15 protein-coding genes are annotated in these 13,834 nt (G+C 71.1%); 4 read left to right on the plus strand and 11 right to left on the minus strand.

What is annotated here, in order from left to right:
- Nucleotides 1-1,224 (minus strand): acetyl-CoA C-acetyltransferase, encoded by a 1,224-nt coding sequence (locus tag AB0D74_RS29375; RefSeq protein WP_362593480.1) that lies wholly within the window; start codon nt 1,222-1,224, stop codon nt 1-3.
- 82 nt (nt 1,225-1,306) lie between these two features.
- Nucleotides 1,307-2,053 carry a 3-oxoacyl-ACP reductase FabG gene (gene fabG, locus AB0D74_RS29380; RefSeq protein ID WP_362593483.1) on the minus strand — a complete coding sequence of 249 codons (747 nt, stop codon included), beginning with the start codon at nt 2,051-2,053 and terminating at the stop codon, nt 1,307-1,309.
- Nucleotides 2,054-2,155: 102 nt separating this feature from the next.
- Between fabG and AB0D74_RS29385 the strand changes: the two genes are divergently transcribed.
- Nucleotides 2,156-3,382 (plus strand): acyl-CoA dehydrogenase family protein, encoded by a 1,227-nt coding sequence (locus tag AB0D74_RS29385; protein ID WP_362593486.1) that lies wholly within the window; start codon nt 2,156-2,158, stop codon nt 3,380-3,382.
- Between the two features lie 124 nt (nt 3,383-3,506).
- Here AB0D74_RS29385 and AB0D74_RS29390 read toward each other — a convergent pair whose 3' ends face one another.
- Entirely contained in the window at nt 3,507-4,067 is a 561-nt protein-coding gene (locus AB0D74_RS29390; RefSeq protein WP_362593489.1) for a DUF2889 domain-containing protein, read from the minus strand.
- A complete protein-coding gene (locus tag AB0D74_RS29395) occupies nt 4,064-4,882 on the minus strand; it encodes an enoyl-CoA hydratase-related protein (protein ID WP_362593492.1) in 819 nt (272 codons plus the stop codon). Before AB0D74_RS29395 ends, AB0D74_RS29390 begins: the two co-directional genes overlap by 4 nt.
- Before the next feature lie 187 nt (nt 4,883-5,069).
- Between AB0D74_RS29395 and AB0D74_RS29400 the strand changes: the two genes are divergently transcribed.
- Both AB0D74_RS29400 and AB0D74_RS29405 read left to right on the plus strand, forming a co-directional pair.
- Nucleotides 5,070-5,870: an FCD domain-containing protein gene (locus AB0D74_RS29400; protein ID WP_362593495.1), complete on the plus strand. Its 801-nt coding sequence runs from the start codon at nt 5,070-5,072 to the stop codon at nt 5,868-5,870.
- A 103-nt stretch (nt 5,871-5,973) separates the two neighbouring features.
- Nucleotides 5,974-7,155: an amidohydrolase family protein gene (locus AB0D74_RS29405; protein WP_362593498.1), complete on the plus strand. Its 1,182-nt coding sequence runs from the start codon at nt 5,974-5,976 to the stop codon at nt 7,153-7,155.
- A gap of 74 nt (nt 7,156-7,229) precedes the next feature.
- Here the strand turns inward: AB0D74_RS29405 and AB0D74_RS29410 are convergent, their stop codons facing one another.
- A complete protein-coding gene (locus AB0D74_RS29410; protein ID WP_362593501.1) occupies nt 7,230-8,018 on the minus strand; it encodes a DUF5937 family protein in 789 nt (262 codons plus the stop codon).
- Between the two features lie 376 nt (nt 8,019-8,394).
- Here AB0D74_RS29410 and AB0D74_RS29415 point away from each other — a divergent pair, with 376 nt between their 5' ends.
- A complete protein-coding gene (locus AB0D74_RS29415; protein ID WP_362593505.1) occupies nt 8,395-8,811 on the plus strand; it encodes a hypothetical protein in 417 nt (138 codons plus the stop codon).
- 147 nt (nt 8,812-8,958) lie between these two features.
- Here the strand turns inward: AB0D74_RS29415 and AB0D74_RS29420 are convergent, their stop codons facing one another.
- Genes AB0D74_RS29420 through AB0D74_RS29445 form a run of 6 tightly spaced genes read right to left on the minus strand, consistent with a single transcriptional unit; the run spans nt 8,959 to nt 13,744 of the window.
- Complete coding sequence (locus AB0D74_RS29420) at nt 8,959-10,059, minus strand: serine hydrolase domain-containing protein (protein WP_362593507.1); 1,101 nt, start codon at nt 10,057-10,059, stop codon at nt 8,959-8,961.
- Nucleotides 10,052-11,503, minus strand: coding sequence for an AMP-binding protein (locus AB0D74_RS29425; protein ID WP_362593510.1), 1,452 nt, complete (start codon nt 11,501-11,503; stop codon nt 10,052-10,054). The genes AB0D74_RS29420 and AB0D74_RS29425 overlap by 8 nt, the downstream gene beginning before the upstream one ends.
- A 4-nt stretch (nt 11,504-11,507) precedes the next feature.
- Entirely contained in the window at nt 11,508-11,933 is a 426-nt protein-coding gene (locus AB0D74_RS29430; protein ID WP_362593513.1) for a MaoC/PaaZ C-terminal domain-containing protein, read from the minus strand.
- Nucleotides 11,930-12,382: a MaoC family dehydratase N-terminal domain-containing protein gene (locus AB0D74_RS29435; RefSeq protein ID WP_362593516.1), complete on the minus strand. Its 453-nt coding sequence runs from the start codon at nt 12,380-12,382 to the stop codon at nt 11,930-11,932. The genes AB0D74_RS29430 and AB0D74_RS29435 overlap by 4 nt, the downstream gene beginning before the upstream one ends.
- A 17-nt stretch (nt 12,383-12,399) precedes the next feature.
- Complete coding sequence (locus tag AB0D74_RS29440) at nt 12,400-13,248, minus strand: enoyl-CoA hydratase-related protein (RefSeq protein ID WP_362593519.1); 849 nt, start codon at nt 13,246-13,248, stop codon at nt 12,400-12,402.
- 4 nt (nt 13,249-13,252) lie between these two features.
- The gene (locus AB0D74_RS29445; RefSeq protein WP_362593522.1) at nt 13,253-13,744 is read right to left on the minus strand and encodes a PaaI family thioesterase; all 492 of its coding nucleotides are present in this window, start codon (nt 13,742-13,744) and stop codon (nt 13,253-13,255) included.
- Nucleotides 13,745-13,834 lie beyond the last annotated feature (90 nt).

Here is a 13,834-nt window from a genome sequence, read left to right on the forward strand (position 1 = left end):
TCAGCGTCCTCCCTTGGCTGAGTGTTCGAAGACCGCGGCGAGGCCCTGGCCGCCGCCGAGGCACATGGTCTCCAGGCCGAAGCGGGCCTGGCGGCGGTCCAGCTCGCGCAGCAGGGTGGCGAGGATGCGGCCACCGGTGGCGCCCACGGGGTGGCCGAGCGAGATGCCGGAGCCGTTGACGTTGAGGCGCTCGAAGTCGGCCTCGGTCAGCTCCCATGCGCGGGTGCAGGCCAGCACCTGGGCGGCGAAGGCCTCGTTGAGCTCGATCAGGTCGATGTCGGCGAGCTTCAGTCCTGCCCGTTCGAGGGCCTTGGCGGTGGCGGGCACCGGTCCGATGCCCATCGTCTCGGGCGGCACGCCGACGACGGCCCAGGAGACGAGTCGGGCCAGCGGGCGCAGGCCGAGTTCGGCGGCGCGTTCGGGGTGGGTGACGACGCAGATCGCGGCGCCGTCGTTCTGGCCGCTCGCGTTCCCGGCGGTGACGGTGGCCTCGGGGTCCTGGCGGCCCAGTACCGGGCGCAGCCGCGCGAGTTTCTCCAACGAGGAGTCCGGGCGCGGGTGTTCATCGGTGTCGACGACCGTCTCGCCCCTCCGCGTCCGTACGGTGACGGGCACGATCTCGTCGGCGAAGCGGCCCTGTTGCTGGGCCGAGATCGCGTTCTGGTGGGAGCGCAGGGCCAGTTGGTCCTGTTCCTCGCGCGGGATGGCGTAGGCGCGCCGCAGGTTCTCGGCCGTCTCCAGCATGCCGCCGGGGACGGGGTGGTTGACGCCGCCTGAGGTGACCCGGCCGCGGGCGAGCCGGTCGTGCAGCATGGTGCCGGCGCCGCGTACGCCCCAGCGGGCGTCGGTGGTGTAGAACTCGGCCTGGCTCATGGATTCCACGCCCCCGGCCAGGACCAGGTCGCTGGCGCCGGTCTGCACCTGCATCGCGGCCGTGATGACGGCCTGGAGGCCGGAGCCGCAGCGGCGGTCGAGCTGGAGTCCGGGCACCTCCACGGGCAGTCCGGCGTCGAGGGCGGCGACCCGGCCGATGGCGGGCGCCTCGCCGTTGGGGTAGCACTGGCCGAGGATCACGTCGTCCACGGCCGTGGCCGGGACGCCGGTGCGGTCCAGGACGGCCCGGACGACGGTCGCGGCCAGCTCGGTCGCGGTGACGTCCCGGAACACTCCCCCATAGCCCCCGACCGGGGTACGTATCGGTTCGCAGATGACCGCGTCACGCATCCGTCATGCCTTTCGTCAGCCCGTCTGTTCGTCGGCTCGTCGGCTCGTCGGCTCGTCGGCTCGTCGGCTCGTCGGCGGGGGATCACATGTACCGGCCGCCGGTGACCTCGATCACGGCTCCGGTGACGTAGCTCGCCATGCCGGAGGCGAGGAAGAGGACGGTCTGGGCGACCTCGGCGGGTTCGCCCGCGCGGCCCAGCGGGATCTCGGCGAGCTTCGCGTCCCAGGCCGCCCTGGGCATCGCCTCGGTCATGGCGGTGCGGATCAGACCGGGCTGTACGGCGTTCACCCGGATGCCCGCCTTCGCCAGTTCCTTGGCGGCGGCCTTGGTCAGGCCGACGAGTCCGGCCTTGGCGGCGCTGTAGTTGGTCTGCCCGAAGTTGCCGACCTTGCCCGCGATGGAGGAGATGTTGACGATGCTGCCGCCCTGTCCGTGGGCGCGCATCGCCTCGGCCGCGTACCGGGTGCCGTTCCAGGCGCCGGTCAGGTGCACGTCGAGGACGGCACGGAAGTCGGCCACGGGCATCTTGCGCAGGGTCGCGTCCCTCGTGAAACCGGCGTTGTTGACCATCACGCCGACCGGCCCGAAGGCATCGGCGCAGTGGGCGATCAGCGCGGCCACCTCGTCCTCGTCGGTGACGTCGCAGCGGATCGAGGTCGCCGTCACGCCCGCCTTGCCGAGGCGTTCTGCGGCCTGTGCCGCGGCGGCCCCGTCGATGTCGCCGAGGACGACGCGAGCCCCGGCGGCGCCGAGGACGCCGGCGATCTCGTAGCCGATGCCCTGTGCGCCGCCCGTGACCACGGCGTTCCGACCCTCCAGCAATCCCATGCGGCCCGCCCCTGACTCGTCGCTATTCCTCTTAAATAGATAACCTATTATGCTGAAACTATCAACCGTGCGACGGGCCGGCCGGACAGGGAGGCAGACCAGGTGGACATCAGTTATCCGCCGCAGACCGAGGCGTTCCGCACCGAGGTCAGGAGCTTCCTCGCCGAGGAGCTGCCACCGGACTGGAAGGGCATCGGAGCCCTGGACGAGGAACCGGCCCGGGCCTTCGCCCGCGACTGGCGCCGACGGCTCGCCGGGCGCGGCTATCTCTCGCTGACCTGGCCCGAGGAGTACGGCGGCCGTGGCCTGTCCAAGCTCCACCAGGTGGTGCTGATGGAGGAACTGGCGCTGGCGGGCGTGCCGTTCGGACTGCCCCAGGACACCTTCGGCGTGAAGATGCTGGCGAACACGCTGCTGCGCTGGGGCACGGAGGAACAGAAGCGCCACTTCCTGCCGCGCATCCTCAGCGGTGCGGACACCTGGTGCCAGGGCTACTCGGAGCCGGACGCGGGCTCGGACCTGGCCTCCCTCACCACGCGCGCCGTCCGGGAGGACGACGAGTGGGTGATCGACGGCCAGAAGGTGTGGACCTCGGGCGCCCACCACAGTGACTGGATCTTCGTCCTGGCGCGCACGAACCGGGACGCCCCGAAGCACCGGGGCATCTCCCTCCTGCTCGTGCCGCTGGACCAGCCCGGCGTGGAGGTGCGCCCGTTCCGCATGATGAGCGGGCAGCTGCATTTCAACGAGGTCTTCTTCAACGGCGCCCGAACCCGCGCCGACCTGGTCGTCGGCGGCGTCGACAACGGGTGGGCGGTCGCGCAGAGCCTGCTGGGCGTGGAGCGCGGGGAGGAGGCGGCCACCAACCCCGTGCTGTTCCGGGCGGAGGTGGAGCGCCTGGTCGAGCTGGCCCGCCGGTACGGGAAGGACCGGGATCCGGTGATCCGGCAGCGCATCGCCTGGTGCTGGTCGAAGGTCGAGATCATGCGCTATCTCGGGTACCGGATCCTCACCGGCTGGCTCAAGGGCGCGGAGCCGGGTCCCGAGACGTCGATCGCCAAGCTGTACTGGAGCGAGTACCACACCGAGGTCACCGACCTCGCCATGGACATCATGGGCCTGCACGGGCAGGTACCGGTGGGGCGGCCACCGCTGCGGACGTATCGCGCCGACGATCCGGGCGCCGCCAACTCCTCGGCGTCCTGGTCGACGACGTATCTGATCGCCCGTTCCGGGACGATCTACGCCGGTACCTCGCAGATCCAGCGGAATATTCTGGCGGAGAAGGTGCTGGGGTTGCCGCGGGAGCCGAGGGCGAGTGCGGGTTAGTCCGCGGAGTGTGGGGCCGCAGGCCGTCGGTCGTCTGCTGCTGCGTCGTGGCTGGTCGCGCCCACGCGGCGGTAGCCGCATATTGATACCGCCCCGCGCCCCTTTCGGGGCGCTGCACTGAGCGCTACTCGAAGGTGCCGAGTTCGGGCACCGGGCGTGGGCCGGTGCCTGGGCGCCAGCCTGCTTCGAGTTTGCGTGGGCCTACGCCGTCCGGGGCCCAGATGTGGCAGCTGTTCATGACCCAGGCGCTGGAGCGCGGGTCGTCGGCGGAGGGGTCGGGGGCGTGGCGGTTGCGGGCGGAGATGGCGGACTGGACGACGGCCGGGCCGAGTGCGCGGGCCAGCTCGTGCAGGTGCGTGCAGCCGGAGACCCCCCGGAAGCGTTCCTGGACGGCCCGGTTGTAGCCGGCGGCGACGCCGAGCCCGACCAGGCCGTCGAAGGCGGGAGCGATCAGCGGACACTCGGCGTGCGGGAAGTCCCGCATGCCTGCCTCGGCGGCCGTGATCACCATGTCGGCGAGGCGCACGCGCACCGACAGCACCATCCGGTGGACGACTCCGCCCGGCGGCTGCTCCCACGGTCGTTCGTCGCGCAGTTCGGCCTCGACCGAGATCTCGCCGCGGTCCTCCTCGTAGGCGGAGAAGGTGATCGTGCGGCGGTGCAGGGGGATCGCCGCGCGGGTCACGACGCGACCTCCGGAACGGCTTCTCCCAGGGCCGCGAACTCGGGCCTGCGGCGCTCGATGAAGCTGCGCACGCCCTCCCGGTAGTCCGGGGCGCGCTTGGCCGTGGCCAGCAGTACGGCGGCACTGTCGCGGCTCTCGGCGAAGGTGCGGGCCTGGTCGTCCGCGAGCTGGCGCTTGATGAGGGACATCGCGTACGGGCTTGCGGTGCGGGCCAGTTCGGTCGCGTAGGCGAGCGCCGACGGGAGCAGGTCCTCCGGTGCGGCCAGGCGGTTGACCAGGCCCATGGCGAGGGCCTCCGTGCCGGTGATCCGGCGCGAGGACAGCAGCAGGTCGGTGGCGTTGCCGTAGCCGACGAGCCGGGGCAGGAGCCAGGACACCCCGTCCTCGGCCACCAGGCCGCGGGCGCTGAACGCGGCGGCGAGCTTCGCCCCGGGCACGGCGAACCGTACGTCGCACATGACCGCCTGGTTGAAGCCGATGCCCGCGCAGGCGCCGTTGATCGCCGCCACCAGGGGCTTGGGGAAGGTCATGGGCCGGGTGCGCGGCGGCAGCCGGTCCGTGGGCCAGGGGCGGGCTCCGGAGGACGCGCCGTCCAGCACGCTCATGTCCATGCCCGGGCAGAAGCTGCGGCCGGCGCCCGTGAGCACCACGGCCCGTACCGCGGGGTCCGCCTCGGCGCGGTCGAACAGCTCGTTGTAGAGCAGTTCCATGTCCAGGGTCCAGGCGTTGTGCCGCTCGGGCCGGTTCAGGGTGAGCAGCAGGACCCCGTCGTCGGTGAGCTCGGTGAGGATCACCGGGGTCGGTTTCTCGGTCATGGGGTCACTCCCGTGAATCCGTCGAGCAAGCTTAATAGATAGATGAATCATCTATATCTCATGGAGGCCGGAAGAGGCCAGACCGCCCCCGCCGACCACCGGTCGATCCACCCTTGACCTGGTACCCTCGATGCACTAAGCAGATTCATTTTGCTATTTACCTGGCGACACACGAGGAGAGTCCACCGTGGCCGAGGCAGCCGCAGCAGAGACGCCGAGCACGCCCGTCCGCGCCCCCGGCCGCATCGGACGCCAGGTACGGGTCCCGAAGACCGCCGAGCTGGTCGCCGGCCACCTGCGCCGGCAGATCGTGCGGGGCGAGCTGAAGCCGGGCGACGCGCTGCCTCCGGAGTCGGGCCTGATGGAGCAGTTCGGCATCTCGCGGCCGACCCTGCGCGAGGCGTTCCGGGTCCTGGAGTCGGAGTCGCTGATCACCGTGCGCCGCGGCGCCCACGGCGGCGCCCGGGTGAGCGCCCCGGACGCGGACGTCGCCGCCCGGTTCGCCGGCCTGATCCTGGAGTACCGCGGCGCCACCCTGGGCGACCTCTACCGCGCAGCCGCCCTCATCGAGCCGCAGTGCGTCCGCCAGCTCGCAGGCAAGCACACCGCGGAGGACGTCAAGCAGCTGCGGGACGCCGTCGCCGCCGAGAAGAACGTCCTGGAGGACCCGCTGGGCCTGGTCCACGCCCAGGACGCCTTCCACGCCCTGCTCGTGGAGCTCACCGGCAACCAGACCCTGATCCTGCTGTGCGGGATGCTGCGCAACATCATCGACCGGGCGAACGCCTCGTACACGGCGGGCGCCGCCGACCCCGAGGCCCAGAAGGCCCAGGCCCTCAAGGGTCACCGGGCCCATGTGCGCCTGGTCGGCCTGATCGAGGCCGGCAAGGCAGACGAGGCCGAGAAGCTCTGGCAGCGCCACATCACCGCCGCGGACGACGTGGTGAACGGCGCGGGCCCCAAGACCGTGCTGGAACTCATCGACTGACGCTCCCCGCGGAGTCACGCCACGGCACCCCCTTGCCTAGTCGAAACAGTTAGATAATTATAGGAGGCGTACCGATTAGCTCTGGGGTCCGGAGGCGACGGGCATGGCCGAACAGCGCAAGCGCATCTTCGACTGCGACCAGCACATGTACGAGGAGCGGGACTCCTTCACCCGCTACCTCCCCAAGGAGTTCCTCGGTGCGGCCGTCGCGCCGGTGACGCTGCCGGACGGGCGCGAGGTGATCCTCGCCGGGGACCGGATCGTCGTCTGCCTGGAACCGGAGTTCGGGCAGGTGTACCGGCCCGGTTCGCTCAAGGAGATGCTCAAGGCCATGTCCTCGGGCAACCCCGAGGAGACCTACCAGTTCGAGCCGATGCACGAGTCGTACCAGAACCGCGAAGCCCGGCTGCGGGTCATGGACGAGCAGGGCCTGGACCAGTCGATCATGTACCCGGGCGGCTGGGCCCTGGTCGCCGAGGAGTACGTGAAGGGCGTCGAGCCGCTCTACGCCAACTACCACTCGTTCAACCGCTACATGAACGAGGTGTGGGGCTTCGACCACCAGAGCCGCATCTACGCCCCCGCGCTGCTCTCCCTGCGCGACCTCGACCACGCGGTCAAGGAGCTGGAGTACGTGCTGGAGCAGGGCGCCCGCTTCATCCTGCTGCCCACCGGGCCGGTGTACGGCCGCTCCCCCGGCGACCCGTACTTCGACCCGTTCTGGAAGCTGGTCAACGACGCCAAGGCGAGCGTCTGTTACCACATCAGCGAGTTCTACTACAACTCGCAGGTGGCACCCGCCTGGGGCTACGACCCCAACCCGATCCACTTCCGGATGTCGGCCTGGCAGTGGCAGAACACCTACGGCCAGCGCCCGATCGAGGAGACGCTGTCCGCGCTGATCTTCGACAACCTCTTCGGGCGCTTCCCCGACATCAACGTCCTGGTCTCCGAGTTCGGCTCCGAGTGGGTGCCGCACTTCGTCCGGCACATGGACAAGAGCCGGGGCATGGGCCGCAACGGCCCCTGGATCGGCGGCCAGTTGGACGAGCGGCCCAGCCAGGTCTTCCGCAAGCACGTGCGCGTGGTGCCCTACCCGGAGGACGACATCGTGAACGTCGTCAGGCGGCTCGGCCACCACGAGTCCATCGTGATGGGCTCCGACTTCCCGCACGCGGAGGGCCTGGCCGAACCGGCCGACTTCCGCAAGCTCATCGCCGAGCTCGACGAGTCCGCGCAGGACGACATCATGTTCCACAACGCCCAGCAGCTGATCACCCGCTGAGCCCCCGCCACGGGAGAACCCGCCTGGCGGGGACCCCGCCCGAAGCGGGCTGGGACCTGTACCGCAACCCGCGGTCAAGAGCCTCGCTCCGCGCCCAGAAGGGCCACTCCCAATGTGGTGAGGGTGTGCAGGGCGTTGTTGGCGCGCCGGTGGGTTGTGATGAGGCCGGCGTCCCGCAAGGCCGTGGTGTGGTGCGTGGCGGTTCCGGTGGAGACCCCGGCCCGGCGTGCCGCCTCACTGGTGGTGACCCCGGTCGCGGCGGCCCGCAGTATGACGGCGCGGGTGCGGCCGAGGAGGGCGTGCAGGGCGGCCTCGTCCTGGACGGAGGCCGCCGTCAGCACATGGTGGACGGGGTAGACGAGCACCGGCGGAAGCCGGGGGTCCGCCAGAGCGATGGGTGACTTCCAGCAGAAGTAGGACGGGATGAGCAGCAGCCCGCGGCCCCTCAGATGCACATCGCTCTCGGCGGGGTAGTCCGGGACCTCAAGGACCGGGTGCCGCCAGCGGACCGCCGGCGAGAGGTCGGCCAGCAGGCCGGCGGTTCCCTCGGTCAGCATGCTCCGGGCGTGCCGGGCACGCTCCGCCTGGAAGGTCTCCTGGATGGCCTCCTCGTGGGGAGTGATGACGGTCTGGTGATACTCCCGCAGAAGGTCCACCAAGTCGCCGCGCAGCGACTTCTCGGCGACGCGTAACGTCCAGGACGGCGCCCTGCTCGCCCGGGCCGCCCTGGCCATCTCATGGTTCACCTGCTCGTCGGGTGTGGCGAGTATGGCCTCCAGCGCGGGCTCCAGACCGTCGACGCCGTCGAAGGGCGTGAGAAAGTCGGCGAAATAGCGGGCGCGCGGGAAGAGTGGCAACAACATCGTTCTCACCGGATGCGCGAGACCCGTTTCCTCAAGATTCTCGCAGGCACGCCCATACCAATCCCTGTAGTTCCATCTGCCGCTCCGGGTCTGGAATCTGTGCAGGCTGACGGCGATCTCCCACAGCGGATGCGGCGCGGTTGCCACGCGCGTGCGCGCCAAGTCCTCGGCAGTGAAATGGAAGCGAAGCATCCGTTGTCTCCCCCTGGATACACCTGCGAATCTTCACTGGAGTCGAATGAGCATGACAGTCGGCGTCGGGCGTTGGGAACATGCCTTCAAGCCACCGGACAGGACAACGCCGGTGCGGGTTCCGTAAAGAACGAATTCCCTGACTGGAATTCAAACCCGGTACTTCCAACCGAAAGGACATCTCATGGGTCGTATACGGGAACGAGGGCTCCGGGCGCGCCGACTGGGCGTCCTTGCCGCGAGCGCGCTGTTCCTCTCCTTCCTGGTGCCGGCCACCGCGTCGGCCACCACCGCCGGGGCCGACCAGGCGGCGGTCACCTGTTACGGCGGGTCGGTGGCGATCAGCCTGCCGGCGAACGGCTACAGCGGCACCTACACGACGAGTTCGCGCTGCAACGACATCAACCTGCGGATCGACTCCGGCGGCAGCCAGTGGGTGGCCGTGTGCTGGGCCGCTCACGGCTACTGCCAGGACCATTGGACCCTGGTCACGGAGGATGCCGGGTACACCGTGGTCGCCAGTGACGTGCTGGACGGCACCACCTTCTACTTCGTGACCACGAACGGCGGCGGCACCCGCAGCGGGCGTACGGCGTACTAGGGACCGGGAAGCACGGACCAGGAAGCCGGTGGCCCGTACCGGACGGGCGACCATGCGGCACACCACGCTGGACACGGTGCGCCGCATGCGCCCGTGCCGCCAGCCGGGCGTGCCGCGGCCGGTTTCACCGACCGCGGAGGTCTGGACTCACACGGGGACCAGGCCCGCCGCCAGGTTCGCGATGTCGTTGATCAGGGCGGTGCCGCGCGGGGAGTGGTCGTAGCCGGCCAGCGGGTAGCCGTTGCTCAGGCACGCGAAGGACAGGCCGGACTCCGGGTCCGTGAAGCCCAGTTGATAGGCGGCTCCGGCACTGCCGAACAGCGCCGGCGAACCGGTGGACGGCAGGTTGCTCCCCGCGTCGGGTCCGGCCACCGTCACGAACAGCCCCATGCTGGTGCGGCGTTCGCCGCCGCCCCCGTAGATCTGCTCCCCGTAGGGATGCTCCGTCAGCCGGATGCGGGTGCCCTCCGCCACCGCCTCCGGCTTCCACAGGCCCGAGTGCGTGAGCGCCTGGAAGTACAGGGCGACGTCGGCCGCGGTGGCGACCAGGGCGTGACTGGGCTCGCCGGCTGCCAGGACCTGCGGGTCGGACAGGTACCAGGGACCCCAGGGGTCGGGTTCCTGGTCCTCGGCCGTGCGGTCGGTGGCGAGCATCGGGGCGACGCTGCCCGGCTGCCGGTCCACCGGCACCCCGAGCTCGATCGAGGACAGGCCGAGCGGCTCCGTGATCCGTTCGCGCAGGTAGTCGGCGAAGGCCAGGCCGGTGCGCCGTTCGGTGATCTCGGCGATCAGCCAGGCCGCCGAGGTGAGGTGGAACTGGAAGCGGCTGCCCGGCGGGTAGTCAAGGCGCCAGCGCCCGAAGGCGGCGAGCCGCTGCGCCCGGTCGAGCATCTTGGGGTGGCCGAGTGGCGCGAAGGGGAAGCCCGCGGTGTGGGTGAGCACCTGCTCGACGGTCACCGCCTCCTTCCCGTTCGGCGCGAACTCCGGGATGATCGCGGCCACTTGTTCGCCGGTGTCCAGCAGTCCGTCGCCGATCAGCTTCCAGACGGCGCCCGCGACGATCGACCGGCCGACGGACTGGAGGATGTACCGGGTGCCGGGCTCCGCGTCGCCGTAGGTCTCGACGGCGACCAGTCGCCCGTCGTGGGCGACGGCGACCTGGGCGGAGGGCAGGGGACCGTCCTCGATCTCCCGGCGGATCCGGCTCAGCAGGACGTCGAGGCGCTGCGGGTCGACGGCGTCAGGCACGTGGTTCTCCTTCTTCGTACGGCTCCCGCAGCCGGTGGCGCAGCACCTTGCCGTTCGGGTTGCGGGGCAGCTCGGACACGAACAACCAGCGCACGGGGACCTTGTAGCCGGACAGCCGGGCGCGGGTGTGGGCCCGCAACTCCGCCGGGTCCGGCGGGACTTCGGGGTCGGAGGGCACGACGAAGGCGACCACGGTCTGGCCGAGGCGCTCGTCCGGCGCGCCCGTGACGGCCGCGTCCGCGACGCCTGGATGGGCGGTCAGGACCGTCTCGACCTCCAACGGGTGGACGTTCTCACCGCCGCGGATGATCATGTCGCTGCCCCGGCCGGACAGGTAGACGTACCCGTCGTCCGCCACCCGGCCCAGGTCGCCGCTGTGCAGCCAGCCCTCCGGGTCGACGTGGAAGAAGTGGTCGGCGCGCGCGTGGATCTCACCGATCCCGTCGGGACCGGCGCCGTGCACCCGCAGCTCCGTGCCGGGGGCGGCCCGTCCGACGGAACGCAGAAGTTCGGTGCGTCCGGCGACGGCCTCGCGGTGGTCCTCGGGCGTGAGGACGGTGATCGGCGAACCCTCGGTCTGCCCGAACATGTTGAGCATGCGGACGCCGGGCATGGCCTCGTACGTCCGCCGCAGCGTGTCGGGGCGGACCGGCGCGCCGCCGTACTGCAAGGTCCGCAAGGTCTCGTGGCGGGCCTGTCCGGCCGCGTGCAGGGTCTCCAGCATCGCCGGGACCATGCTGGTGTGGGTGATGCCGAGGTGGCGGAGCTGGGTCCAGCCCTCGACGGTGAAGCGGGGCAGGCCGGTGATCAGGGCGCCGGCGGCGAGGGCGACGGCGATGTTGCCGAGGCCGGCGATGTGGTGGAAGGGCGCGCTACCGCCGTAGAAGCTGTCGGGGTCGAGCGCGCACAGCCGGCCGTTGACCCGTGCCCGGGCGGCCAGGCGGCGCTGGGTCATGGGGACGGGTTTGGGCCGTCCCGTCGTGCCGGAGGTGTGCAGGACGGTGGCGAGTTGCTGCGGTTCGGCGGTCAGGACCCGTCCGTGCGGGGGCAGTTCACCGACCAGACGCAGCCGGGAGCCGCAGAGACGGACCACCTGACGGGCGAGGTCGGCGAACTCGGGCTGGGCGACGAGGACGTGGGAGTCCAGTGCGTCGACCACCGCGGCGATCTCGGGTGCGGTCATGCGGACGCCGAGCGGAGCGAGGGGGTGGCCGGAGCCCGCGCCGCCGATCACCAGCGCGAGGGCGTCGGCGGAGGTGGCGACGAGCGCGGGTACCGGGGTGCCGCGGGCCAGGCCGAGCGTGTCCAGCCAGTCGGCGGCGCCGCCCGCCCGGTCGAGGAGTTCACGGCCGGTCCAGGTGAGGTCGCCGAAGCGGACGGCGGGGCGGGCATGGTCGTGGGCGCGGCCGACCAGCCCGGTCCAGGTGTCCTCGGTGCCGGTCACCGGCTCAGGGCTCCAGGCGGGCCGCCGCGGTGCCGGTGACCACCTCGACGCCGTTCTGGTTGACGGTGCGCAGGGTGAAGTGGGCGACCGGCCCGTCCCCGGTCTCCTCGACCGACTCGACGGTGGCCGTGGCGGTCAGGGTGTCGCCGGGCCACACCTGGGCCTTGAACCGGACGCCGTAGCGCAGCAGGGCCTCGGCACCGACCCAGTCGGTGAGGACCCGGCCGGTCATGCCCATCGTCAGCATCCCGTGGGCGAACACGCCCGGGTAGCCCGCCGTCTCGACGGCGAACCGCTCGTCGGTGTGCAGGGGGTTGAAGTCGCCGGAGGCACCGGCGTACTGCACGATCCTGGTGCGTTTGAGGTCGGTGACGAGGACGCTCTCGCGGGTCTCGCCGACCTTCACGTCGGTGACGCTCAGGGCGGTCATCGGGCGTCCTTCCGGGTGGCGGGGCCCTCGGGCACGACGGCCACGGTGACGGCGCTGACGACGGGTTCGCCGTCGGCGTCCCGGTACTCGGTGATGCGTTCGCTGAACAGCAGCCGGCCGGTACGGCCCTGCTTCTCCCACTCCCGGCCCAGGACCGTGTGGGCGTGCAGGGTCTCTCCGGCGCGCACCGGGCGGTGGTACGCGAAGTGCTGTTCGGCGTGCAGCCCGCCGCCGCCCTCGGGCATCGTCCCGGGGCCGCCGCCGGACCCGAACCACTCCTCGTCCGGCTTGGGCCGCAGGTGGTAGCCGGGGTCGTAGTGGGCGCTCGCCATGGTGAAGGTGGGCGGCGCGAGGGCTCCCTCGCCCTGGTAGGCCGGGTTCTCGTCGCCGATGGCGCGGGCGAACATCATGATGTGCCCGGCCTCGACGGGGAACGGCTGACCTGACATCTTCGCTCTCTCCTCGGTCAGTACGGCAGGAACGCGTCGCGGGTGGCGTCCTCGGGGTCGAAGTCCGGCGGCAGCCCCTCGAACTCGGGCTCCCGCTTCTCCGTGAAGCTCGCCACGCCCTCACGGAAGTCGGGTGAGCCCGCGAAGAACTCCATGGCGGAGTAGGAGCGGGCGAGGGCGTCGGTGAAGGTGCGGTCGAGGTCGCCGTACACCTGGTGGCGTACGACGGCCATCGCGCGCGGGGAGCAGTTGCGGGCGATGTCGCGGGCGTAGGCGCGGGCGGCGTCGAGCAGCTCGTCGGGGTCGACGACACGGCTGACCAGGCCGAGGGCCTTCGCCTCGTCCGCGTCGAAGACTCGGGCGGACAGCAGGAGGTCGAGCGCGTTCTCCACGCCGACCACGCGCGGCAGGACGTACGGCAGGTTGTACTCGCCGGCCAGGCCGCGGCGGGTGAAGGCGGTGGTGAAGCGGGCGCCCCGGGCCGCGAAGCGGACGTCGCAGATCAGCGCCTGCACCAGGCCGATGCCGGCGCAGGCGCCGTTGATCGCGGCGATCAGGGGCTTGGGCATGTCCCGCTTCACGTACATGGGCACGCGGGCGTGCAGACCCAGTGACTGGCCGGGCTGGGAGTTCTGCTCCAGGCGCCGCATGTCCATCCCGGGGCAGAAGGCCCGTCCCGCCCCCGTGACGATCACGACGCGGACGGCGGGGTTGCGCGCTGCCTCGTCCAGGAGCGCGAAGAAGCGGTTCTCCATGGGGATGCTCCACGCGTTCCTGCGCTCGGGCCGGTTGAGGGTGAGGGTGGCGACGCCGTCCTCGTCGACCTCGTACAGCACCAGATCGTTCTCGGCGAACTCGTCGGGCATCGCGTCACTCCTCCGTGAGCGGTTCGATGGGGTCGCCGACGCCCGGCCGTTCCCCGGAGATGGTGACCACCACCTGGCCGCGGGCGCAGACGCGGCCGTCGGCGATCACGTCGACGTCGGCGAAGTGCACCCGGCCGCCGCGCCGGACGCAGCGGGCGTGGGCGACGGCCTCCGTCCCCCGGGCGGGTGCGAGGTACTGCACGGACATCGAGACGGTGCTGAGCCGGCTCCCCTTGGCGAAGTCGTGCCCGGCGATGACGGCGCCCGCGCCGGCGGTGTCGATCAGCGCGGAGATGACCCCGCCGTGGAAGACGCCCTCGTGGGCGGAGAGTTCCTCGGCGTAGGGCAGCAGCATCTCGACGCCGTCCGGGTCCCAGCGCACGATGCGCATCCGGCAGCGCCGGTTGAAGGCGACCCCACGCTCCCAGCGAGTACGGAACCACTCCCGGCGTTCGCGCTGTTCCTGGTCGGTGAGGGCCCTCGCAGCGACGGTCATGCGCTCGCCTCCGGTCTCGACCCGACGATCGGTCGATATAGTTACATGATTTGGCTAGTTAGGCAATCACGGCAGCGCCACACTCAGCTC

Origin of the sequence: Streptomyces sp. NPDC048278 (assembly GCF_040652195.1) — a bacterium.
GTDB lineage: Bacteria > Actinomycetota > Actinomycetes > Streptomycetales > Streptomycetaceae > Streptomyces.

Excerpts from the sequence above, each read along its gene's own strand:
- AB0D74_RS29410 (WP_362593501.1), bottom strand. The coding sequence starts at position 8,018 with ATGTTGTTGCCACTCTTCCCGCGCGCCCGCTATTTCGCCGACTTTCTC.
- AB0D74_RS29445 (WP_362593522.1), bottom strand. The coding sequence starts at position 13,744 with ATGACCGTCGCTGCGAGGGCCCTCACCGACCAGGAACAGCGCGAACGC.
- AB0D74_RS29375 (WP_362593480.1), bottom strand. The coding sequence starts at position 1,224 with ATGCGTGACGCGGTCATCTGCGAACCGATACGTACCCCGGTCGGGGGC.
- AB0D74_RS29405 (WP_362593498.1), top strand. The coding sequence starts at position 5,974 with ATGGCCGAACAGCGCAAGCGCATCTTCGACTGCGACCAGCACATGTAC.
- AB0D74_RS29415 (WP_362593505.1), top strand. The coding sequence starts at position 8,395 with ATGGGTCGTATACGGGAACGAGGGCTCCGGGCGCGCCGACTGGGCGTC.
- AB0D74_RS29395 (WP_362593492.1), bottom strand. The coding sequence starts at position 4,882 with ATGACCGAGAAACCGACCCCGGTGATCCTCACCGAGCTCACCGACGAC.
- AB0D74_RS29430 (WP_362593513.1), bottom strand. The coding sequence starts at position 11,933 with ATGACCGCCCTGAGCGTCACCGACGTGAAGGTCGGCGAGACCCGCGAG.
- AB0D74_RS29440 (WP_362593519.1), bottom strand. The coding sequence starts at position 13,248 with ATGCCCGACGAGTTCGCCGAGAACGATCTGGTGCTGTACGAGGTCGAC.
- AB0D74_RS29435 (WP_362593516.1), bottom strand. The coding sequence starts at position 12,382 with ATGTCAGGTCAGCCGTTCCCCGTCGAGGCCGGGCACATCATGATGTTC.
- fabG (WP_362593483.1), bottom strand. The coding sequence starts at position 2,053 with ATGGGATTGCTGGAGGGTCGGAACGCCGTGGTCACGGGCGGCGCACAG.